Source organism: Microvirga sp. GN3 (assembly GCF_055792825.1).
Genome location: NZ_JBVVAK010000065.1, coordinates 1 through 21,182 on the forward strand (window position 1 = coordinate 1; position 21,182 = coordinate 21,182).

Consider the following 21,182-nt stretch of genomic DNA (forward strand, 5'->3'; position numbering starts at 1 on the left):
CAGGGTAAGACCTACGACACGGGCTCCAAGATCGGCTTCCTCATGGCCAACGTCGCCTATGCCCTGGAGCGCGAGGGGCTGTCCGCCGATTTCCGCCGGGAGCTCGAAGCCCTGCTGCGGCAGAAGTAAGCAAGCGCGAGGGTTCCTCATGGCCGCCCGTCTGTGCTAGAGGGGCGGCCATGGCACTTGCACAACAAGCTCCCCTTTCGCCCGATCTGACCATTGCCTCAGCCCTGCGCACGCTCGAAACCGAGCGGGACGGCCTGACGATCCTGATGGAAGCCATCGGCAACGGCCTCGGTCCCGTCTTCACGGCTGCGGTCGAGACGCTGGCGGCTGCCAAGGGCCGTGTGATCGTCACCGGCATGGGCAAGTCCGGCCATGTGGGCCGCAAGATCACCGCCACTTTCGCCTCGACCGGAACCCCTGCCCATTATGTCCACCCGGCAGAGGCGAGCCATGGCGATCTGGGCATGATCCAGACAGACGACGTGATCATTGCCCTGTCCTGGTCTGGGGAGACGGCCGAGCTCGCCGACATCCTCGGCTATTCACGCCGATTCCGGGTGCCGCTGATCGCGCTGACCTCGAATGCGGAATCGACGCTCGGCCGCGCCGCCGATATCTGCCTGACCCTGCCGAAGGCCAAGGAAGCCTGCCCCAACGGGCTGGCGCCGACCACCTCGACTACGATCCAGCTGGCACTGGGCGATGCCCTCGCCGTCGCCCTCCTGGAAAAGCGCGGCTTCACGGCGGAGCACTTCAAGGTCTTCCATCCGGGCGGGAAGCTCGGCGCCCGCCTCAAGCTTGTCCGCGACATCATGCACAAGGACGAGCGTCTGCCGATCGTCAGCATCGAAGCGCGCATGGACGAGGCCATCGGCGAGATCGGCCGCAAGGGCTTCGGGGCGGTGATCGTGGTGAATGGCGACGGCACGCTCGCGGGCATCGTCACCGACGGCGATCTGCGCCGCAACCTCAAGCCCGACCTCATGACACTGCCGGTGACGGCGATCATGACCAAGACGCCGCGCACCATCGCGCCGGATGCTCTCGTGGCGACCGCGCTGGAGATGGAAGAGGCCTCCCGGATCACGGCCCTGATCGTGGTCGAGAACAGCCGACCCATCGGCCTCGTGCATTATCTCGACCTGCTGCGCGCGGGTGCAGCGTAATCAGGGATCATCGACGACAAGCGTCGATCCCTCGACCCGCACGACACGCACCCTGGCGCCGGCAAAGCGGTCGGCGCCCGTCACCCGCCAGGAGCTGTCATCGACCCGGATGCGACCCTCGCCGTCCTTGATCGGTGTCTCAAGGGTGAAGACCCGCCCGACCAAAGATTGTCCGCGCTGATTGAGCGGCGTGGTCTCGGTGTCGGGCTGCGTTTTCGAGCGGGTCACGAAACGTCCCAGGATCACCGCTCCGATGGACAACAGCGCGAAGAGCAGCGCAGCCGCCTGCCAGGACAGACCGAGCAGGGAATCCAGCAAGCCGGTGGCGATGGCGGCAAGGCCGAGCCAGAGGAAGAACGATCCCGGCGCGATCAGCTCGACGCCGATCAGGATCACACCGAGGATGATCCAGGCCCAGGCGCCGAGGCCGAGGGATGCATCGGCTATCATGAGCGCTCGGCTCCGCCGGCAACCGTGGGAACGCTGCGCACGGGCTTGACGCCAGCGCCACCCTCACCGAACACGGATCTGGTGAGTTCGGCGATGCCGCCGAGCGTGCCGGCAAGGCCGGCCGCCTCGATGGGCACGATCACCACCTTCTGGTTCGGTGCCGAAGCAAGCGCACGGATCGCCTCGATATACTTCTCCGCCACGATGAAATTGGCGGCCGCGAGATCACCCCTCGTAATGGCATCGCTGACCATGCCGGTGGCCTTGGCCTCAGCCTCCGCTTGGCGCTCGCGCGCCTCCGCATCGCGGAAGGCCGCTTCCTTACGGCCTTCCGCGGCGAGGATCTGCGACTGCTTCTGGCCTTCTGCGCGCAGGATCTCCGCCTGCCGCAAGCCTTCCGCTTCGAGCACGGCGGCGCGCTTCTCGCGCTCGGCCTTCATCTGCCGCGCCATGGCGCCGGCAAGGTCCTGAGGCGGCAGAATGTCCTTGATCTCGACACGTGTAACCTTGGCACCCCAGGGCGAGGCCGCGGCATCGACGACGCGCAGGAGCCGCTCGTTGATCTCGTCGCGATGCGAGAGCAACTGATCGAGATCCATGGAGCCGACCACCGTGCGAATATTGGTCATCGTCAGCACCAGCAGCGCCTGATTCAGATCGGCAACCTCATAGGACGCCTTGGCCGCATCCAGCACCTGATAGAACGCGGCGGCATCAATCGTGACGCCCGCGTTGTCCTTGGTAAAGGCTTCCTGGCTTGGAACGTCGAGCACCTGCTCCATGACGTTCACCTTTTTGCCGATCTGGTCGATATAGGGCACGATCAGGCCGAGGCCTGGCGTGAGCGTGCGCGAATAGCGCCCGAACCGCTCGACCGTATAGGCATAGCCCTGCGGGACCGTCCTGATGCCCATGGCGAGCGTCACCACGACGACGAGCACCAGAACGATGACGAAGATGTCGAAACCACTCAGCGGCATGAGCCCCCCAGGCAACCTCGTTGCAGAGGGCTCACGCTACCGCAAACAGGCCTAGAGTCCTAGATCCAACCCTGGAGCTCGCGCTCCACGATGTGGTTGATCACGCGCATGCCGTCGTTACCGTCATTGAGGCAGGGCAGATAGGCGAATTCCTCGCCGCCGTTATGCATGAAGATCTCGCGGTTCTCGCCGTTGAGTTCTTCCAGGGTCTCCAGGCAATCGGCGGAGAAGCCGGGCGCCACGATGGCCATGCGCTTCACGCCGCTCTTGGCCAAAGCTTCCACCGTCTTGTCCGTGTAAGGCTGCAGCCATTCCGCCTTGCCGAAACGGGACTGGAAGCTCATGCGGAACCTGTCCTCCGGCCAGCCGAAAGCTTCCCGCATCAGTCGCCAGGTCTTCACGCATTGGCAGTGATAGGGATCGCCTTTGAGCAGGTATTCCTTCGGCACGCCATGGAAGGAGACGAGGATCACCTCCGGCTCGAAGGTGAGCGTCGCCAGTTCCTTCTTCATCGAAGCGATGACGGCATCGATATAGACCGGATCGTCGTGATAGGGCGGCGAGACGCGTACCGTCGGCTGCCAGCGCATGTCCATGAGGGCCCGGAAGGCCTGATCGCAGGCGGTGGCCGACGTCGCCGCCGCATATTGCGGATAGAGCGGCACCAGCAGGATGCGGTCGCAGCCCTGGTCGAGAAGCGCCTGGATGCGCTCGCGCACCTCCGGCTTGCCGTAGCGCATGGCCCAATCGACGGTGATCTTGTCGCCAGCAATGCTTTTCAGATGCTCGGCAACCTTTTCGGCTTGGTTGCGGGTGATGGTCTTGAGCGGCCCCTCGTCGCGCTCGTTGTTCCAGATCGAGGCGTAGTCGCGGCCCTTGGGGCCGGGACGCTTTGTCAGAATGATCAGGTTGAGGATCGGCCACCACAGGAGGCGCGGCGTCTCGATCACGCGCCGGTCGGAGAGGAACTCCTTGAGGTAGGCACGCATCGGCCAGTAGCTGGTGCCCTCGGGCGTGCCGAGGTTCAGAAGAAGCACACCGATCCTGCCAGCCCGGGCGGGCGGGTGATCCACCGGGCGCACATCCTGGCGAAGATCGGTCAGACTCACACTCTCATTCATAAAAAGCCCCTTGGCCGCAGGATCCGAGAAACGAATCCCGCTCTCGATGCGGCCTAGATAGGATTTTCAGGCGGCTGCGCCAACAGGACGCCTCATCGCATCGTCGGGATTGGTTGCAACCCGGTCTTGTGCGAGCGCGCGTCAGACGCCCATCTCCGGGAACCGCGCCTGCTTGAGAACGGCATCGATGGCTACGCGCAATCCTGTCGGGTTGAAATCCATCTCGACCTTGGCGTTGAGTTGCGTCGCCAGCACCCGGTGCAGCAAACGCGAGCCGAACCCCTGCCGTTTCGGCGACGAAACGGCGGGGCCGCCCCGCTCCTCCCAGACGAGTTGCAGCCGTGTCCCGCCGTCTGCAGGCTCGGCTTCCCAGGTTACCGCAACCTTCCCGTTGGGAATCGAAAGGGCGCCATATTTGGCAGCGTTCGTGGTCAGCTCGTGAATTGCCATGCCGATGGGCACGGCCGCCTCCGAGGGCAGTTCCACGGCGGGACCGTTCAGAATGACCCTCTCGCCCTTGGTGTCGTTGTAGGGGCGGAGTTCCTTTTCCAGGATCTCGCGCAAGGAAGCGGTCTGCCATACGGCTTCGGTGAGCAGGGAATGCGTGTTGGCGAGCGAAATGATGCGTCCGACGAAGGCGTGATAGAAATCGTCGATACTCAAAGCAGAGCGCGCCGTTGCGCCCACCACCGCCTGGACGGTGGCAAGCGTGTTCTTCACCCGGTGATGGAGTTCGCGGATCAGCAGGGATTGCTGGGTCTGGGCCTGCTTGCGCTCTTCGATCTCGCTCTGTGCATTGCGGTAAAGGCCGCTGTTCTCGAGCGCAATGGCCGCCTGTGCCGTCAGGCCAGCGAGAAGGCGCTCGGAACGCCGATTGAACATTCCCGCCATCTCGTGCCCGAAAACGAGGATGCCGTGGGTTTCCCCGGTCCGCAGCACGACGGGAACGGCCAGGATGCTGCGGATTACGGGCGCGTCTGGCGTAGCGTCCAGCGGGAAGGGCGTGCCGTCATGTCCCTGCTCGACTGCAATATTATCCAGGCGGACCGCCTTGCCCTCCTGGAAAGCCGGGGCGCAGATCTCCCGGATGTTCAGGGCGCCGAAAGCGTCGCGAAGTCCTGCGGGCTCGAATTTTCCATAATGCTCTTTCCCGCCCTGGGACGCGCCGCAGAAGAAGGCGCCGAACTGCGCCTCGGTCAGCTCGATGCCGGCTTCGACGACGCTCTCGATGATACGATCAAGATCGAGTTCCGCCGCAAGCACGCTGCCGGTGCGGTTGAGAATTTCCAGCGCTGCGGTTTCCGTGCGCAGTTCGCTCGTCCGCAGAGCCACCTGCCGCTCGAGGAGCGCAGCATTGGCCGCCTGTTCGTGGAATTGCTCGGAGGCCAGCGCCGTCAGTGCGAGCAACGCCAACAGGGCGATGAGCGCGAAGGCGCCGTAGAGCCGCGTCTGGACATACCACGGCGTCCAATAGGCATCCTCCGGCATGCTGACATTCAGATAGAGCGGCATCGAGCCTACCCGACGATAGGCCCCGAGGCGCTCCTGTCCCAGGCTGGCGAAGGAATAGAGCCCAGCCTGGGAGGAAGCGTTCAGCGCCCTGTCGAAGGCGGCCTTGTCGATCGGGGCGAAGGACAGGCCATCGGTCGGCGGCGGAAATTGCGCAATGACTGCGGCATCGGAGGCGCGCAGCAGAGCGACCCGGCTGCCTTTCGGCAAGCGGATCTTCGACCAATAATCGTAGAAATAGGATAGAGAGACGGTGACTGCCGCAATGCCGCCGAATTCCGCGCCGCCATCCTGGAGGCGACGGCTGATCATGAAGGTCGGCGCCTTCGAGACCCGCCCGAGGATCGGCTCTCCAACGAACAATCCTCGATCCGCATTCACGTGAGCGTTGAAGGCATCCCGCCCGGCAAGATTCGATACAGGCGTCGGGAACTGCGCCGATGTCAGGCGCAGGCGTCCGCTCGGATCATTGAGCCAGACATCCTCGATATAGGGCAAAGCCTCCTGGGCAGCATTGATCTGATGCCACAGGGCTTTCGAGGCTTCCACCTGATCCCAGTTCTGCCCCTGCACCAGGGTGGTGGCCTGTTTCAAGGTCAGGTCCGTGACCTCCAAAAGCCTGGCCGTGTGATCGGCCAGGAAGAAGGCCGCATTGCGGATGTCGTCCTCGTTACGCTGAATCAGGCGGTTGCGCTGCTCCCAGGCAATGTAGCCGAAGGTCAGAAGAATGAACGCAACGCCGAACAAGCCCATGAACAGCGTCAGTCGTCCGCGCGCAAGGGAACGGCGACGCCGCTTCTGGGACAGGCTGATCGATTCTGGGCGCGTGTAATACTGCAAGGAGAGATCGCTTTTGAATGTGAGATTCGCCGTTGCGCGGCCAGAATGGCACAGCAAACGCCAATGATGGAGAGGGAATTTGCGTCTCGCTGTCCACTTGACCAGAGGCATGCGGCAGAACGCGCATGAACATCACATCTGCAACATCGTTCCATAAAAACGCCGGGGCTCATGTGAGCCCCGGCGCGAAGAAAAAAATTGCCGGTCGGATCAGCGCAGAACGACGCGGCCCTCGACCTTCGGCGCCACCTTACCGGCCTTGGCGACGTAGTCGATCACCTGGCTCGCCATGAGCTGGCTCGCCGAGACGTCGATGAGCGACTTGGCATTGGTGAAGGCGCGATAGCCGTCGCCGCCGCGAGCCACGAAGTCGTTGGTGGCGAGCTTGTAGGTCTTGGCCGGATCGAGCGGCTGGCCGTTGATCTTGACCGATTTCACGCGGCTGCCGACAGGTTCTTTCACCTCGACCTCGGCCACGATGCCGGAGACTTGCGGGAAGCGACCGCCGAGCTCGCGCACCTGGCTCACGCCGTTCTCGAGCGCGTCCTTGATCTGCGCGCCCGTGACCTCGATCAGCACGGTGGTGTTGCCGAACGGCATCTCGGACAGGATGTCGCGACGGGTCAGTTTCTGACCGGCCTGATATTGCTTGTCAGCCCGGATGCCGCCGCCATTGGTGAGAGCGACATCGGCGCCGACGGCTGCCTTGAGCGCATCAGTGATCAGGTTGCCCATGGCGGCTTCGCCTCCGCGCACGGTGGCGCGGCGGCTGTCGAGGGCCGTTTCCGTCACGCCGATCTCGACGTCGAGTTCCTTGGAGAGCTTGTCCTCGTAGCCCTTCACGACGGCCTCGATGTCGGGATCGGGCTTCACCGTGGCAGTGTCGACGATGCGGAAGTTCGGCGTCCAAGTGACGGTGGTCTTGCCGTCCTTCGTGGCCTTGGTGACGGCCAGTTCCACCACGTTGACGTAGTTTGCTTGCGATTCCGATTCCGACAGGACCACCTTGCCGTCGTAGAAGGCAAGCAGGTGCTCGTCATGGCCGCCGATGATCACGTCCACGCCAGCGGAGCGGGCGATGATCAGATCCACTGCCAGGGGAGTGTGCGCGATGGCGACGACGATGTCGGCGCCCTTCTCGCGCAGTTCCTTGGCCTTCGCGCGGGCGGTGTCGATGGTGGAGGAGAACTTGATGGTGCCGGGGCTCGACTCGATCGGCGTCGTCTCGGTGGTGAGGCCGAAGAAACCGATCTTCACGCCCTGGACCTCGATCATCTTGTCGGGCTTGGTGTTGGCCGGCAGGCCGTTGCCGTCGACGATGTTGGTGGCCAGCACGTCGAACTTGGCCTCGGCTATGCGGGCGCGGAAGGCCGCGTCGCCGAGATCGAATTCGTGGTTGCCCGGCGCCATGGCGTCGACGCCCATGCGGTTCAGGATGTCGATGACGTGGGCACCCTTGTCGAAGCCCGACAGAAGCGAGGGCGAGATCGTGTCACCCGCATGGATGAAGAAAGCATTGCCTTTGGCCTTCTCTTCCTTGATGACCGTGGCCAGCTTGGCGAAGCCGCCACGGCCCTTCTCGGGGCTCATGCGGTCGATGTCGTTGGTCTGAACGAAACGGATGGTCACGGACTCCTGTGCCAGGGCCGTACCCGACAGAAGCATGGACAACCCAAGAAACCCGGCGCGAAACGCAGCGGAAGGGCGGCTCTGAAACATCATGAAGGTCCTCGTAGAAGGTTGGATCCATTGGTTAGGGTCATGGAACCTAGACCGGCAACGTGTCACAGAAGTAACATTCTGTCGATATTCCCGGCGCCGGATCGGCGGCATCCCTGGTGTCTTTTTCATCGCTCGCCGCCGAACCCTTTAGCCGGCGCATCAACAGAGTCTCCATCTTACCTAAAGGCAAGCTTTCTTCATGACTGGACCCATCAGCCAAGCCCTCGCCGATTTTCGCGCCAACTCGCAGGCCGAGGGTTGGCTTGGGCTCCCGTTCTTTCAAGATAGGAGCGCGGATGCGGTAGCGGCCAAGGTCGACGCGGTGGTCGCCTCGGGTGCCCAAGTGCTCCCCCCGCCCGACGCCGTGTTCGCCAGCATGACGCTGACACCGCTCGATCAGGTCAAAGTCGTCGTTCTGGGTCAGGATCCCTATCCGACACCCGGGGATGCCCATGGGCTGGCCTTCTCCTATCGCGGCTCCCGGCGGCTGCCGGCCTCGCTGCGCACGATCCTTGCCGAAATGGCAGAGGATCTTGGTGTGCCGATGCCGAAATCGGGCGATCTGTCGAAATGGGCAAAGCAGGGCGTTCTTCTCCTCAACACGTCGCTTACGGTCGAGGCCGGACGATCGGGTGCGCATATGAAATTCGGCTGGTCGGCCCTGGTCGATCAGGCGATTGCCGCAATCTCGGCGCAGCAGCCCGCCGTGGTTTTCCTGCTCTGGGGCGGACCGGCCCGCAAGCGCGCCACTCTGGTGGATCGGAAAAAGCACTTGGTAATCGAGGCGGGCCACCCCTCCCCGCTCAACCGCCTCAATGACTTCCGCGGCACGAGGCCGTTCAGTCGCGCCAATGCCTGGCTTGCCGAGAAGAGGCTGGAGCCGGTGGATTGGCGGCTGGATCCTTGAGTTTTCACGAAGAACCTTGCCGAGAGACCTCTACAGGAGCTAGGTCTCGCGCAATGCAAACACTTTCGCCGCGACAGGCTTGGAGATCAGCATGACGGAATCACTGTTTGGACATGTGGAAGCCTTCGCGGGCGACCCGATCCTGTCCCTCAACGACGCCTTCAAGGCCGATCCGCGATCCGAGAAGGTGAATCTCAGCATCGGCGTCTATACGGACGAGAACGGCCGCATCCCGGTGCTGGGCGCGGTCAAAACTGCCTATGAGCGCATCGGCTTTGCGGAGCGACCCTATCTGCCCATGGAAGGGCATGCGGGTTATCGTGCAGGCGTGCAGAAACTCGTCTTCGGCGACAGGCATCCGGCGCTTGCCGAGAAGCGCATCGCCACGATCCAGACCATCGGCGGCACGGGTGCGGTAGGCATCGCGGCCGACTTCCTCGCCAAGCATTGCCCCGGCCGCACGGTGCTCGTCAGCGATCCGACCTGGGAGAACCATCACGGTCTCTTCCAGCGCGCGGGCTTCAAGACCACGACCTATCCCTATTGGGACCGCACCAATCGTTCAGTCGATTTCAACGGCATGGTGAAGGCGCTCGAAGCCGCCGAGAGCGGCTCCATCGTCGTGCTTCAGCCCGTCTGCCACAATCCGACCGGCGTCGATCTCGACGAGCGCCAGCAGGCAGCCGTGACCGAGGTGCTTCTCGCCAAGCGCCACATCGTCGTGTTCGACATGGCCTATCAGGGCTTCGGCAACAGCCTCGACGAAGATGCCGCCTTCGTGCGCCGGTATGCGGAACGCGCGAGCTGCCTCGTCGCCAATTCCTTCTCGAAGAATTTCTCGCTCTATGGCGAGCGCTGCGGCGGCCTGAGCGTCGTCTGCCGCGATGCTGACGAGGCCGAGCGCGTGCTCGGGCAGTTGAAGCTCGCCGTGCGCCGCAGCTATTCGAGCCCGCCGATGACGGGCGGCCTTCTGGTCGCAATCGTGCTCGGCGACGATGGCCTTCGCGCCGAATGGGCCCGCGAGGTCGGGATCATGCGCGACCGCATGGATGCGATGCGCAAGCGTTTGGCCGACGAGATCCGCGCCCTGTCGAACGCGATCGACGTCGACTTCCTCACGACCCAGCGCGGCATGTTCAGCTATACGGGTCTGAGCGCGCAGCAGGTGGACACCATGCGCGAGCGGGACGGCGTCTATCTCGTAGGCTCCGGCCGCATGTGCGTGGCGGGCCTCAACGAGACGAATGTGCCGAAGGTCGCGAAGAGCTTCGTCGAGGCGATGCAGAAGTAACCATAGCGGTCATCCCGGACGGCGAAGCCGATCCGGGATCGTTCAACCAATAAAGCACTGTCATCCCGGCGAAGGCCGGGATCCATATTCACGACCTACGGCCAGCTTGGCACCGTCAGCGGTTATGGATTCCCGCCTACGCGGGAATGACAGCGTTTAGGCTCAAGTACCATTCTCGTCAGACGACCCCGGATCGCCTATGGCGTCCGGGATGACAATGGTCGAGACCTTTACTCCGCCGCAATCGCCATCGGTTGCGGCCCATTACGGAACTTGGCGAGGAGATCCGCCTCCTCTGCCTTCGCCGCTTTCAAGTTCCGCTCCTTGACGTGACCGAAGCCGCGGATCTTCTGCGGGATGTTGGCGAGGCCGACAGCGGCAGCGTGATTGCCGGCATCGAGCTTCGTCACAATCTCCTCGATCAGCCCTTCGAAGTCACGGATGAGCTGGCGCTCCGTGCGGCGCTCGTGGGTGTAGCCGAAAGCGTCGAGCGGCGTGCCGCGCAACGGCTTGAACTTCGCCAGAACGCCCATGGCTTTGAGCATCCAAGGCCCGAAGCTCATCTTCCTCGGCAGGCCCGTGACCGGATCCTTTTTGGCAAGAACCGGCGGCGCCATGTGAAACTCGTAGCGCAGGTTCTCGCCCTCGAAGGCGGATGCGACCTGTTTCTCGAAATGGCCGTTCGTGTAGAGCCGCGCGACCTCGTACTCGTCCTTATAGGCCATGAGCTTGAACAGCGAGCGTGTCACCGCATCGGTGAGCGCGGTCGAGCCCGGCACGGCTTTCTCTTCCGCCGCGCGCACGCGCTCGACGAGGCTGCGATAACGCCGGCCATACCGCTTATTCTGATAACCCGACAGGAACGCCACGCGCCGCTCGATCACCTCGTCGAGGGTCTCCGAAAGCTTGCGCGATTCTGTCGGCGCCTTCAGCTCGCTCATCATGGCGGCGATCAGCTCGGGCTCGGCTGCCGCGCGACGGCCCCAGGTGAAGGCGGAAAGGTTCATCTTCACCGCTTCGCCGTTAAGCGCGATCGCCTTCTCGATGGCGGCACCGGAAAGCGGGACGCGGCCGGTCTGGTAGGCGTAGCCCAGCATGAACATGTTGGCGGCGATGGCATTGCCGAGAAGTGCGGTGGCAATCGCCGTCGCATCGACGAAGGAAACGCCCTCCGTGCCCGCCGCCGACTTGATCGCCCGCTTGAGACGCTCGGTCGGCAGCGAGAAATCGGCATTGCGCGTGAACTCGGCCGGCATCACCTCCGCCGTATTGACCACGAGCGCGGTCTGCCCTTCCTTCACGGAGGCGAGCACCTTCTTGGTGCCCGTCACCACGAGATCGCAGCCAAGCACGAGATGCGCCGATTCGGCGCTCACGCGGATGGCGTGGATGTCGTCCTGGTTGTTGGCGAGCCGCACATGGCTGTAGACCGCGCCGCCCTTCTGGGCGAGGCCAGCCATGTCGATCATGCCCAGCCCCTTGCCCTCGAGATGCGCCGCCATGCCGAGGATCGCCCCGATGGTCACGACGCCCGTGCCGCCAACGCCAGTCACGATCACGTTGAAGGTGCGGTCGATGGAAGGAATCGCCGGATCGGGCAGCGGCTTGAACGCCATGCCGTCCGTGGAGACGGTCTCAGGCACAGCCTTTTTGATCTTGGCGCCATGCACCGTCACGAAGGACGGGCAGAAGCCGCTGACGCAGGAAAAATCCTTGTTGCAATTCGACTGGTCGATCTGGCGCTTGCGCCCGAACTCGGTTTCCACGGGCTGTACGGCGACGCAGTTGGACTGCACCGAGCAATCGCCGCAGGCCTCGCAGACGAGATCGTTGATGATGACGCGCTTGTCCGGATCCGGGAACTCGCCGCGCTTGCGGCGGCGGCGCTTTTCCGAGGCGCAGGTCTGATCGTAGATCATCACCGTCACGCCAGGAATTTCAGCAAGCTGGCGCTGCACGGAATCGAGCTCGGTGCGGTGATGGATCGTCATGCCGGACGGCCAACGCATCTCCTTCGGATATTTGTCCGGCTCGTCGGTGACGAGTGCGATACGCTCGACACCCTCCTCGCGCACCTGGCGCGCAATCATGTCGACGGTGAGCTTGCCCTCGTGCGGCTGCCCGCCGGTCATGGCGACCGCATCGTTGAAGAGGATTTTATACGTGACGTTGGTCTTGGTGTGGATCGACCAGCGCAGCGCCAGAACGCCGGAATGGTTGTAGGTGCCATCGCCGAGGTTCTGGAACACGTGACCGCGCTTCGAGAACGGCGCCTCGCCGATCCAGTTCGCGCCCTCGCCGCCCATCTGCGTGAAGCCTTCGGTGGAGCGGTCCATCCACTGCACCATGTAATGGCAACCGATGCCCGCATAAGCGCGCATGCCCTCGGGCACCTTCGTCGAGGAATTGTGCGGACAGCCGGAGCAGAAATGCGGCGTGCGAGTTGCCACGTCGCTGGTCGCGACGAGTACCTCCTGCGCATGGCGAAGCCGTGCCACGCGGCCGCGCAGGTCGTCATTGTTGTGATAGGCCAGCAGGCGCTCGCCGATAACGATGGCGATATCGTTGGGATCGAGCGCACCCTTCACCGGGAAGAGCCAGCGACCCTCCTCGTCCTTCTTGCCGATGCAGAGTGGCTGGTTGGCGGTGCCGTAAAGCTCCTCGCGCAGCTGCACCTCAATCAGAGAGCGCTTCTCCTCGACGACGATGACCTTGTCGAGACCGCGCGCGAAATCGACGAGTTCGCGTTGCGACAGCGGCCAGGGGCAGGCGACTTTGTAGAGCCGCAGACCCATGTCATTCGCCTTGACCTCGTCGAGGCCAAGCTCGTCGAGAGCCTGACGCACGTCGAGATAGGACTTGCCGACGGTGATGATGCCGATCTTCGGATTGCGGCCGCCGGAGAGGACGATGCGGTTGAGATTGTTGGCGCGGACAAACGCCAGCATGGCATCGCGCTTGAAATCCTGAAGCCGCGCCTCCTGGTCGAGCACGCCGTCACGGTTACGGATGTTGAGGCCGCCCGGCGGCATGGTGAAGTCGTCGGGGATGACGATCTTCACCCGGTCGAGGGACGCATCGACGGAAGCGGTCGATTCGATGTTGTCCTTCACGCATTTGAAGGCGACCCAGGTGCCACAGAAGCGGCTCATGGCATAGCCGTAGAGGCCGTAATCGAGAATCTCCTGAACGCCCGCCGGGTTCAGAATCGGGATCATCACGTCGACGAAGTGGAATTCCGATTGATGCGCGACGGTGGAGGATTCCGCCGTGTGGTCGTCGCCCATGAGCGCGAGCACGCCGCCGTACTTCGAGGAGCCTGCCATGTTGGCATGGCGGAAGACGTCGCCTGAGCGGTCGACGCCGGGCCCTTTGCCGTACCAGAGGCCGAACACGCCGTCATACTTGCCGTCTCCCCGGATTTCGGCCTGCTGCGAGCCCCAGATGGCGGTCGCGGCAAGTTCCTCGTTGAGGCCAGGCTGGAAGACGACGTTGGAGGCCTCCAGCCATTTCCGGGCGCGCCAGAGATTCTGGTCGAGGCCACCGATGGGGGAACCACGATAGCCGGAGACGAAGCCGGCCGTGCTCAAGCCCGCGAGCCGATCCCGCTCGCGCTGCATCAGCAGCATGCGGATGACCGCCTGCGTGCCGGTAATAAAAACGTGATCCTTGGAGAGATCGTATTTGTCGTCGAGCGTGACGTTACGGAGCGCACCGTGACCGCCGGTCATTACCCGTTTTCCTCCTGGAGCCTTTGCTCCGTTGCCGGTGTCCCGGTCTTATTTTCGTGGAATATGTCAGTAATGCTGACATATCTTCCAGTGGCCGTCAATCGAGGCCCGACGCTCGCGCCTTCGTTTCGCCTCTGTTAACCATGAAACCCTCATACCGCTCGTAAGGTCCGGCTCCTCGCCGGAAGCGTCGCTGTTCCAGGGTCAACGCATGACACGCCAGATCGGTCTGAAATCTGCCTTGGCGGCCTTGTGTCTGGGCCTCGCCTCCCCGGCCCTTGCCCATCCCCATGTCTGGGTCACGGCCAGGGCCGAGGTCGTCTTCTCGCCCGACGGCAAGGTGACGGGCGTTCGCCACCACTGGACGTTCGACGAGGCCTACACGGCTTACGTCACCCAGGGGCTCGACACGAACAACGACGGCAAGCTCTCTCCGGAAGAACTCCAGGACCTCGCCACCGAGAATGCCGCCTCCTTGAACGAATTCGGGTATTTCACGGTGCTGAAAGCCCGCGGCAAGCCGCAAGCCTTCGAGTCGCCGCGGGAAGCCCGGATGAGCATGGAGAAAACACAAGTTTCCATGTCGTTCTTCCTGCCCCTCAAGGCACCAGCCTCCTCCTCGGGGGCCGTGTCCATCGAGATCGAGGACCCGACCTTCTTCGTCTATTTCAGCCTGTCGGAGGGTCAGGCGGCCGTCTCCCTCGCCAATGCGCCGCAGGGCTGCGTGACCAGCATCGCCAAGGCCAAGCCGCTCGATGCCACCATGCAGCAGATCCTGCAGGACGAGGGCGCGATCCAGACCCAGGATATCGGCATCGAATATTCGAACAGGGCCATCATTGCATGTCCCTGATGTCCGATGCCTCTGCCCTTCCAAGTACCGGGCGGGCGCCGCTGTGGCGGCGGCTCGCTGTCATGTTCGCAGCCATCGCCGCCATTTCCCTCGCGATGGGACTGATCGGCCTGTGGCTTGGACCGTTGAGCAAGCCGCCGCGCAGCCCTTTCGGCATCGGCCTGCGCGAGGCAACACCTTCGGGAAGCCTCGGCGTCTGGATCCTGTCGGTGCAGTCGGGCTTCTACGGCAGCCTGCAGGCGGGTGTGCGCGAGATGAAAGAGAACGGCTCCGCCCTGCTTTCCCTCCTCTTCGTCGGCTTCGCCTATGGCATCTTCCATGCCGCCGGCCCCGGACACGGCAAGGGCGTAATCTCGGCCTATCTCGTGGCCGACGAGAAGGCTCTGCGCAAAGGCTTTATCTTGAGCCTCGCCGCCGCCCTGGTGCAGGCTCTCGTCGCCATCGCCATCGTCACTCTCGTGAGCCTGGTGCTGCGGGCCACCGCCTCGACCATGAACAAGCTCGCCATGAACGTGGAGCTGGCGAGCTTCGTCGCCGTGGCCCTGCTCGGCGCTGTCATCACCTGGCGCAAGGCTGGCAAGATCCTGGGCGTCATGGCGCTCGCGCGAAATCCCCTGGCGCAGGCCCAGGACGATTGTGATCACGTCCACATGCCGCCACCGGAAGAACTCAGCCGCCTGACCGGCTGGCGCGACATGGCAGGCGTGGCGATCGCCGCCGGCATCCGCCCCTGCGCGGGCGCGCTCATCGTCCTGGTCTTCGCCCTGTCGCAGGGCCTGTTCGCGGCCGGCATCGCCGCGACCTTCGCCATGGCGCTCGGCACAGCGCTGACCACCAGCGCGATTGCGGCGCTCGCGGTCTTCTTCAAGGCCATGGCCTTGAGAGTTGCCGGTGGACGCGGGGCCTCGGGCGCCATCGCCATCGCGGGGCTCGAGCTTCTCGCCGCCGCCTTCGTGCTGGTGCTGGGGACAAGCCTCCTCTACGGCCTGTGGGCGACCGCGTAAAACTTGCTATCGCCGCGATTCGAACGCCATCCGCACGGCGAGACCGCCCAGCACGGTGCCCATCAGCCAGCGCTGCATCACCATCCAGCGCGGACGCGTGGCCAGGAACACCGCGATCGAGCCGGCCATGACGGTGATGACCGAATTCACGCTGACGCTGATGACGATCTGGGTGAAGCCGAGCACGATGGACTGCATCAGCACGCTGCCCTGTTCCGGATCGATGAACTGAGGCAGGAGCGACAGGTACATCACGGCGATCTTCGGGTTCAGCAGGTTCGTGAGAAGCCCCATCGTGAACAGCTTGCGCGGGCTGTCCTCGGGCAAGCCTTTGACCTGGAACGGTGAGCGTCCGCCCGGCCTCACCGCCTGCCAGGCCAAGTAGAGAAGATAGGCAGCGCCGCCGAAGCGCAGCGCATCGTAGGCATAGGGCACGGCCAGCACGAGGGCCGTGATGCCGAAGGCCGCGCAGAGCATGTAGACGAGAAACCCGACGGCCACGCCCGCAAGCGAGATGAAGCCGGCCGCACGCCCCTGTGAGATGGATCGGGACACGAGGTAGATCATGTTCGGTCCGGGCGTCAGCACCATTCCGAGAGCGACCAGGGCGAAGGCGACGAGACTTGCGGTTTCGGGCATGTGAAAGCTCCTTGCCCCACCCTGTATCGGAGTTCGGCCCTAAAGTCCCAGGGATCCGCCATCCGAGCGCGGATCGTGCACAGCCTCGACGCGCCCGTTGCGCGGATGCTTCACCAGCATGCCCGCATGGCCCATCGCATCGGCATAGGGCTTGCCGAGTTCCTGGATTGGATGACCGAAGCTCAACAAGGTGCGCAACAGGCTCGGATCGAAGCGGTCCTCCACCTTGAGGGTTGCCGATGATGCGCCCCACGATTTGTCAAAGCGCCAGCGCGGCGCGTCCACGGCATCGGCGAGGCTCATGCCGAAATCGGCATAGCGGGTGAAGATCTGGCCCATAGTCTGCGGCTGCCCGTCGCCGCCCATGGTGCCGTAGGAGAGCACACGCCCGTCATTGAAAACGGCAAGGCCCGGGTTGAGCAGATGAAACGGCTTTCGTCCTGGCTCCAGGGCTCTGAAGCTCTTGGGATCGAGCGAGAAGCTCAAGCCCCGGTTGTGCCAATGGATGCCGGTCGCGGGCAGGACGCAGCCGGAGCCGAAGGCCCAATAGACGGACTGGATGTAGGACACTGCCAGCCCATCCCTGTCGATGCACCCCATCCAGATCGTATCGCCCTCCGCAGAGCGCGGCGGATAAGGCGCAGCGCGGCGAGCCTCGATCATCGACGCCTCCCGCTCCAGCGCCGCTGGGGTGAGGAAATCCGCTGGATTATGGGTGAGTTCGCGGGGATCGGTCACCACCCGGTCGCGGATGGCAAAGGCGCGCTTGGCAGCCTCGATCAGCCCGTGATGATGTTCCGGCGTCTCGGAACGCGCCACATTCAGGCGCTCGAACATCCCGAGGATCAGGAGTGAGGCCAGTCCCTGGCTCGGCGGCGGCAGGTTGTAGACGGTCGCGTGATTCAGCCGGACGGATAGGGGCTGCACGACCCGGGCGCGATAGGTCTCCAGATCCTTGCGGATGATCGGGCTGCCGATGCGCTCCAGGTCGGCGGCGATCTCGCGTCCCACATCGCCGCGATAAAAATCGGCGAGCCCCGCATGGGCGAGCTGGGCGAGCGTATCGGCAAGCTTGAGGTTGCGCCGCGTGGCGCCGGCCTCCGGCAGCTTGCCGTCGACCAGAAAGGCTTCCGCAAAGCCCGGCGCCGCAAACAGAGACTCCTGCTCCAGCAGAGTATTCCGCCCCTCTGCCGCACCGATGGCATAGCCTTCGCGGGCGAAGCGAACAGCATCGCTCAGCAGGAGATCGAGGGGTAACTGCCCGCCGAGTGCCCTGGCAAGCTCCAGCACCAGCCCCCATCCGCTCACGGCCCCGGCGACGGTGAGCGCTGCATCCGGCCCACGCGGCGGGATGGCGTCATACTCCTTGTCGTGGTAGCGCCGGATGGTAGCGAGCGAGCCGGCTGGTCCCGAGGCGTCGAGGGCATGGATGCGACCCTTGGGCTCGCGCACGAGCCAGAACCCGTCGCCCCCGATGCCGTTCATGTGCGGATAGACCACCGCGATCGTCGCCGCCATGGCCACCACGGCCTCGACCGCATTGCCGCCCGCGGCCAGAATGGCCTGGCCGGTCTCTGCGGCTAGCCTGTGAGGAGCCGCAACGGCGGCTGTCGAGAAGACGGGAGTTTCAGCCATGAGCACGATCACACGGAAAAGTAGCTGACTAGCCCCTGTCGCCCCCGGTGTCATCTCCGGCGGTCTGCAGGATCGAGAAGGGAATCCACTCTCATCCACGATGCGATGGCTCCGCCATCTCCGGTCGGGAATGGCAAAGTGGGCTGCGTCACGATTGAAGGGGACAAAACCTTGCGCCGGAGGGTGCGTTTAGGGTAGTCCCATTCGCAAGCAATGGAGTTAGGCAACAGTGGCTCAGGCGAAAAGCACCAACTGGCGCAACGTGATCACCATCATGAGCATCATGATCCTGGTGGGCGCGGAGGTCTTCGGCGTGGCGATCGCCGCCGGCTGGGCCATCGCGGGCCTGTTCGAGCTCGGGGATTACGTCGGCTACGCGCTGATGGTCCTGTTCAGCCTGTTCGCCGTCTACATCCTGGTCAATCTCTGGCGCCGCTGCGTTGCCGTCGAGCCGCTGACCGGCCGGGCTTAAAAACAAAACATTCAGGCCTATCATCCCAAGAACCTCATCCGGAGGAGCAGCGAAGCTGCATCTCGAAGGAGGTTCCAGATCGCACTGAATCCTCCTTCGAGACGGTCGCTGTGTGACCTCCTCAGGATGAGGACAGTGTTTTTTAAGGCTGTTGGCCGCCCTCACATGCCTTCATCACGATCGGATCGGCCTCGGGCGGCACGGAAGCTTCCATCGGGCGACATTGGCCCGCGATGCAGATTCGCCAATCCGCCGTCGCGCCTGAGCGGCGCATCGTCACCTGCGCCTGCGGCGGCAGGCTCGGCCGCCACGACCAGACCCCGTTGACGAGCTTGGCCTCAGGCGGCGGCTCCATGCCGGCCCCGGAGCCGCGCACCCGCGCCTCGACGAGTTCGAGCCCCGCCGGAGTACTGCGCCAATCCTCCTCCCAGGTGATCTTCTCGACCGAATGGGTCCAGGCCAGGGTGATTGCGCCCGCCATGAGGGGCGCAATCATGGAGCCGCCGAGCAGGCAGATCATCAGCCGATGGCGGCGGGTGAGGCGACCCGACGCGTCCGCCAGACGTGGTATCCGACGAAGAGACCCGAGAGCACGAAGCCGACCTCATCGGTGAGCGGGATCGCCGCCACGAGAAGTGCAGCCGCGACCATCGCCCAGAGGCGCTCCCACCACGACAGAGGCTTGAGGAAATAACCGATGGCGGCGGTTCCCCAAAGCGTCATGGCGAGCGTCGCCTTGAGGACAATGTAGACCACCGCGAGCCAATAGCTTACGCCCTCGAGCCCTGGCACCGGCTGCAGCATCAGGGTCGGATCGTAGACCGCCATGTAGGGAATGACGAAACCGGGCAGCGCGATCCTGACCGCCTGCATGCCGATCTTGAGGCCCGATTCCTTGGCCATGGGGGCGGCCGCGAAGGCCGCAAGCGCCACCGGCGGCGTCAGGTCCGCCATGATACCGAAATAGAACACGAACATGTGCGAGACGATGAGCGGCACATCAAGCTGCAGCAGGATGGGGGCTGCGAGCGAAGAGGTGATGATGTAGTTCGGGATCGTCGGGATGCCCATGCCGAGGATCAGGCTGAAGATCATGGTGAGCACGAGGGCGGCAAAGATGTTCTCCTTGCCGATGGAGATCATCCAGGTGCCAACGATGGTGCCGAGACCGGTGAGCGTCATGGTGCCGATCACGATGCCGACCACCGCGCAGGCAAGGCCCACCGGCAGCGCCTGACGCGCACCATCCGCCATGGCTTCGACACAGGCCTGCAAGGTCGTGCGCCCGCGTCCCGAGAAGGCGTTCCACAGCGAAAGCGCCGCAACGACGAGCACGACGAGCGTCACGGTCGAGGCAAGCGAATAGGCCGCTACCAGCGCCAGCCCGACCCAGAACGCAATCCGCAGAGCCGGCGTGCCGAAGCCCATAGCGATGGCCGTGCCGAGGATCAGCGCCACGGTCAGCGACAGACCGACCGCGCCGGCGAAGAGCGGCGTGTAGCCGGTGAAGAGCAGATAGACGAGGACGCCGAGCGGGGCGATGAGGAACCACTTCGTCTTCAGCTCGGTCCAGGCGTTCGGCAATTCAGCTTTAGGCAGGCCGCGCAGGTTGCGCTTGCCGGCCTCCAGATGCACCGCGAGATAGCAGGCCGCGAAATAGAGGATGGCCGGAATGATCGCCGCCTCGACGATCTTCGAATACGGCACGTCGATGGTCTCGGCCATGATGAAGGCAACCGCACCCATGACCGGAGGCATGATCTGGCCGCCCATGGAGGATGTCGCCTCGACACCGCCGGCAAAGGCGGAGGTGAAGCCGAAGCGCTTCATCAGCGGAATCGTGAACTGGCCCGAGGCCACCACATTGGCGACGCCCGAGCCCGAGACCGTTCCCATGAGGGCGGAGGAGGCCACGCACACCTTGCCGGGCCCGCCCTGCTTGTCGCCGAAGACCGCCATCGAGATGTCGTTGAAGAAGTCGATGACGCCGGCCTTTTCCATGAAGGCGCCGAACAGGATGAAGAGGAAGATGTAGGTGGCCGAAACCAGGGTCGGCGTGCCGTAGATGCCTTCCGTGCCGAAGGACATGTGCTCGATCACCTGCTCCAGCGAATAGCCGCGATGATCGAGGGGAGCCGGCAGAAGGTGCCCGAACAGGCAATAGGACAGGAACAGGCTGGCCACGATGGGAAGTGCAGGACCCATGACGCGCCAGATCAGGTAGATCAGAATGGCGAGCCCGGCGATGCCGACGACGAGATCGAGCGTGGTGAGTTCACCCGCGCGAATGACCAGCTCCTCGTAGAGCGCCCAATGGTACAGCCCGACCAAGAAGCTTACGACGCCGACGATCCAGCCGACAGCGCGCGTAGATGACGAGCCGGCGCGATGGTTGGCGATCATCGCCGCAGCCACAAGGCACAGGAAACCCACATGAATGGTGCGCACGACCTGGCTCGGCATGCTGCCACCGAACCAGAGCACGAGCCCGAAGGCGCAGGCAACAGCGAGCCAGGCCAGAACGCCGTCTAGGATGCTGCGGCGGCGAACGGCAAGCCCGATCAGCCAGGCCGCCCAGGCCACCATGGTGACGGCCCAGAGATGGGTGAGGCTCAGGCCCGTGATGAAGGGCTGGTCGAGGGGAATGCCGAAGGAGGTGATGATCTGGAAGGTGGAGAACGAGACGGCAATCCAGAACAGGAGCTTGCCCGCAAAACCTTCACCAAAGCTTTCCGGCAGGCCGTGTTCCGGATTCACAGCCTCAGACGGCGCCTCCATCTGGGCGAGTTCAGAATTGTTCGCTCCCTGGCTCATGGCGTTCCCTCAAACCTTGTTCTTATTGTCATGAAAAAG

16 protein-coding genes and 1 pseudogene are annotated in these 21,182 nt (G+C 63.9%); 7 read left to right on the forward strand and 10 right to left on the reverse strand.

Going from position 1 to position 21,182, the window contains the following annotated elements; genetic code table 11:
* Together ACS5Q1_RS26335 and ACS5Q1_RS26340 are read left to right on the forward strand one after the other, a co-directional pair.
* A pseudogene (locus ACS5Q1_RS26335) lies at nt 1-129 on the forward strand (UTP--glucose-1-phosphate uridylyltransferase); the annotation flags it as partial.
* Nucleotides 130-179: 50 nt separating this feature from the next.
* On the forward strand, nt 180-1,175 hold the full coding sequence (locus ACS5Q1_RS26340; protein WP_473100946.1) for a KpsF/GutQ family sugar-phosphate isomerase: 996 nt from the start codon (nt 180-182) through the stop codon (nt 1,173-1,175).
* On the opposite strand, the gene ACS5Q1_RS26345 is transcribed toward ACS5Q1_RS26340, so the two are convergent.
* The 5 genes from ACS5Q1_RS26345 to ACS5Q1_RS26365 form a co-directional block, all read right to left on the reverse strand.
* Entirely contained in the window at nt 1,176-1,625 is a 450-nt protein-coding gene (locus tag ACS5Q1_RS26345) for an NfeD family protein (protein WP_473100947.1), read from the reverse strand.
* On the reverse strand, nt 1,622-2,605 hold the full coding sequence (locus ACS5Q1_RS26350) for an SPFH domain-containing protein (RefSeq protein ID WP_473100948.1): 984 nt from the start codon (nt 2,603-2,605) through the stop codon (nt 1,622-1,624). Before ACS5Q1_RS26350 ends, ACS5Q1_RS26345 begins: the two co-directional genes overlap by 4 nt.
* Nucleotides 2,606-2,664: 59 nt before the next feature.
* On the reverse strand, nt 2,665-3,726 hold the full coding sequence (gene hemH / locus ACS5Q1_RS26355) for a ferrochelatase (RefSeq protein WP_473100949.1): 1,062 nt from the start codon (nt 3,724-3,726) through the stop codon (nt 2,665-2,667).
* Nucleotides 3,727-3,867: 141 nt separating this feature from the next.
* A complete protein-coding gene (locus ACS5Q1_RS26360; RefSeq protein WP_473100950.1) occupies nt 3,868-6,075 on the reverse strand; it encodes an HWE histidine kinase domain-containing protein in 2,208 nt (735 codons plus the stop codon).
* Nucleotides 6,076-6,285: 210 nt separating this feature from the next.
* Nucleotides 6,286-7,797: a bifunctional metallophosphatase/5'-nucleotidase gene (locus tag ACS5Q1_RS26365; protein ID WP_473100951.1), complete on the reverse strand. Its 1,512-nt coding sequence runs from the start codon at nt 7,795-7,797 to the stop codon at nt 6,286-6,288.
* A 199-nt stretch (nt 7,798-7,996) separates the two neighbouring features.
* On the opposite strand from ACS5Q1_RS26365, the gene ung reads away from it, so the two are divergent.
* Nucleotides 7,997-8,704, forward strand: coding sequence for a uracil-DNA glycosylase (gene ung, locus ACS5Q1_RS26370; protein WP_473100952.1), 708 nt, complete (start codon nt 7,997-7,999; stop codon nt 8,702-8,704).
* A 91-nt stretch (nt 8,705-8,795) separates the two neighbouring features.
* Nucleotides 8,796-9,995 carry an amino acid aminotransferase gene (locus ACS5Q1_RS26375; protein ID WP_473100953.1) on the forward strand — a complete coding sequence of 400 codons (1,200 nt, stop codon included), beginning with the start codon at nt 8,796-8,798 and terminating at the stop codon, nt 9,993-9,995.
* A gap of 230 nt (nt 9,996-10,225) precedes the next feature.
* On the opposite strand, the gene ACS5Q1_RS26380 is transcribed toward ACS5Q1_RS26375, so the two are convergent.
* Complete coding sequence (locus tag ACS5Q1_RS26380; protein WP_473100954.1) at nt 10,226-13,726, reverse strand: indolepyruvate ferredoxin oxidoreductase family protein; 3,501 nt, start codon at nt 13,724-13,726, stop codon at nt 10,226-10,228.
* 211 nt (nt 13,727-13,937) lie between these two features.
* Between ACS5Q1_RS26380 and ACS5Q1_RS26385 the strand changes: the two genes are divergently transcribed.
* Both ACS5Q1_RS26385 and ACS5Q1_RS26390 read left to right on the forward strand, forming a co-directional pair.
* Nucleotides 13,938-14,579 (forward strand): DUF1007 family protein, encoded by a 642-nt coding sequence (locus ACS5Q1_RS26385; RefSeq protein ID WP_473100955.1) that lies wholly within the window; start codon nt 13,938-13,940, stop codon nt 14,577-14,579.
* On the forward strand, nt 14,570-15,583 hold the full coding sequence (locus ACS5Q1_RS26390) for a nickel/cobalt transporter (RefSeq protein WP_473100956.1): 1,014 nt from the start codon (nt 14,570-14,572) through the stop codon (nt 15,581-15,583). The genes ACS5Q1_RS26385 and ACS5Q1_RS26390 overlap by 10 nt, the downstream gene beginning before the upstream one ends.
* A 6-nt stretch (nt 15,584-15,589) precedes the next feature.
* On the opposite strand, the gene ACS5Q1_RS26395 is transcribed toward ACS5Q1_RS26390, so the two are convergent.
* Nucleotides 15,590-16,222 (reverse strand): LysE family translocator, encoded by a 633-nt coding sequence (locus ACS5Q1_RS26395; RefSeq protein ID WP_473100957.1) that lies wholly within the window; start codon nt 16,220-16,222, stop codon nt 15,590-15,592.
* 39 nt (nt 16,223-16,261) lie between these two features.
* Entirely contained in the window at nt 16,262-17,857 is a 1,596-nt protein-coding gene (locus ACS5Q1_RS26400; RefSeq protein WP_473100958.1) for a gamma-glutamyltransferase family protein, read from the reverse strand.
* A gap of 274 nt (nt 17,858-18,131) precedes the next feature.
* Here ACS5Q1_RS26400 and ACS5Q1_RS26405 point away from each other — a divergent pair, with 274 nt between their 5' ends.
* A complete protein-coding gene (locus tag ACS5Q1_RS26405; RefSeq protein ID WP_473100985.1) occupies nt 18,132-18,329 on the forward strand; it encodes a hypothetical protein in 198 nt (65 codons plus the stop codon).
* 142 nt (nt 18,330-18,471) lie between these two features.
* Here the strand turns inward: ACS5Q1_RS26405 and ACS5Q1_RS26410 are convergent, their stop codons facing one another.
* Together ACS5Q1_RS26410 and ACS5Q1_RS26415 are read right to left on the reverse strand one after the other, a co-directional pair.
* A complete protein-coding gene (locus tag ACS5Q1_RS26410) occupies nt 18,472-18,825 on the reverse strand; it encodes a DUF1850 domain-containing protein (RefSeq protein WP_473100959.1) in 354 nt (117 codons plus the stop codon).
* A 23-nt stretch (nt 18,826-18,848) separates the two neighbouring features.
* Nucleotides 18,849-21,143 carry a TRAP transporter permease gene (locus tag ACS5Q1_RS26415; RefSeq protein WP_473100960.1) on the reverse strand — a complete coding sequence of 765 codons (2,295 nt, stop codon included), beginning with the start codon at nt 21,141-21,143 and terminating at the stop codon, nt 18,849-18,851.
* Nucleotides 21,144-21,182: the final 39 nt, after the last annotated feature.

Excerpts from the sequence above, each read along its gene's own strand:
- ung (WP_473100952.1), top strand. The coding sequence starts at position 7,997 with ATGACTGGACCCATCAGCCAAGCCCTCGCCGATTTTCGCGCCAACTCG.
- hemH (WP_473100949.1), bottom strand. The coding sequence starts at position 3,726 with ATGAATGAGAGTGTGAGTCTGACCGATCTTCGCCAGGATGTGCGCCCG.
- ACS5Q1_RS26375 (WP_473100953.1), top strand. The coding sequence starts at position 8,796 with ATGACGGAATCACTGTTTGGACATGTGGAAGCCTTCGCGGGCGACCCG.
- ACS5Q1_RS26350 (WP_473100948.1), bottom strand. The coding sequence starts at position 2,605 with ATGCCGCTGAGTGGTTTCGACATCTTCGTCATCGTTCTGGTGCTCGTC.
- ACS5Q1_RS26415 (WP_473100960.1), bottom strand. The coding sequence starts at position 21,143 with ATGAGCCAGGGAGCGAACAATTCTGAACTCGCCCAGATGGAGGCGCCG.
- ACS5Q1_RS26345 (WP_473100947.1), bottom strand. The coding sequence starts at position 1,625 with ATGATAGCCGATGCATCCCTCGGCCTCGGCGCCTGGGCCTGGATCATC.
- ACS5Q1_RS26340 (WP_473100946.1), top strand. The coding sequence starts at position 180 with ATGGCACTTGCACAACAAGCTCCCCTTTCGCCCGATCTGACCATTGCC.
- ACS5Q1_RS26365 (WP_473100951.1), bottom strand. The coding sequence starts at position 7,797 with ATGATGTTTCAGAGCCGCCCTTCCGCTGCGTTTCGCGCCGGGTTTCTT.
- ACS5Q1_RS26390 (WP_473100956.1), top strand. The coding sequence starts at position 14,570 with ATGTCCCTGATGTCCGATGCCTCTGCCCTTCCAAGTACCGGGCGGGCG.
- ACS5Q1_RS26380 (WP_473100954.1), bottom strand. The coding sequence starts at position 13,726 with ATGACCGGCGGTCACGGTGCGCTCCGTAACGTCACGCTCGACGACAAA.
- ACS5Q1_RS26395 (WP_473100957.1), bottom strand. The coding sequence starts at position 16,222 with ATGCCCGAAACCGCAAGTCTCGTCGCCTTCGCCCTGGTCGCTCTCGGA.
- ACS5Q1_RS26405 (WP_473100985.1), top strand. The coding sequence starts at position 18,132 with ATGAGCATCATGATCCTGGTGGGCGCGGAGGTCTTCGGCGTGGCGATC.
- ACS5Q1_RS26385 (WP_473100955.1), top strand. The coding sequence starts at position 13,938 with ATGACACGCCAGATCGGTCTGAAATCTGCCTTGGCGGCCTTGTGTCTG.
- ACS5Q1_RS26400 (WP_473100958.1), bottom strand. The coding sequence starts at position 17,857 with ATGGCTGAAACTCCCGTCTTCTCGACAGCCGCCGTTGCGGCTCCTCAC.
- ACS5Q1_RS26410 (WP_473100959.1), bottom strand. The coding sequence starts at position 18,825 with ATGATTGCGCCCCTCATGGCGGGCGCAATCACCCTGGCCTGGACCCAT.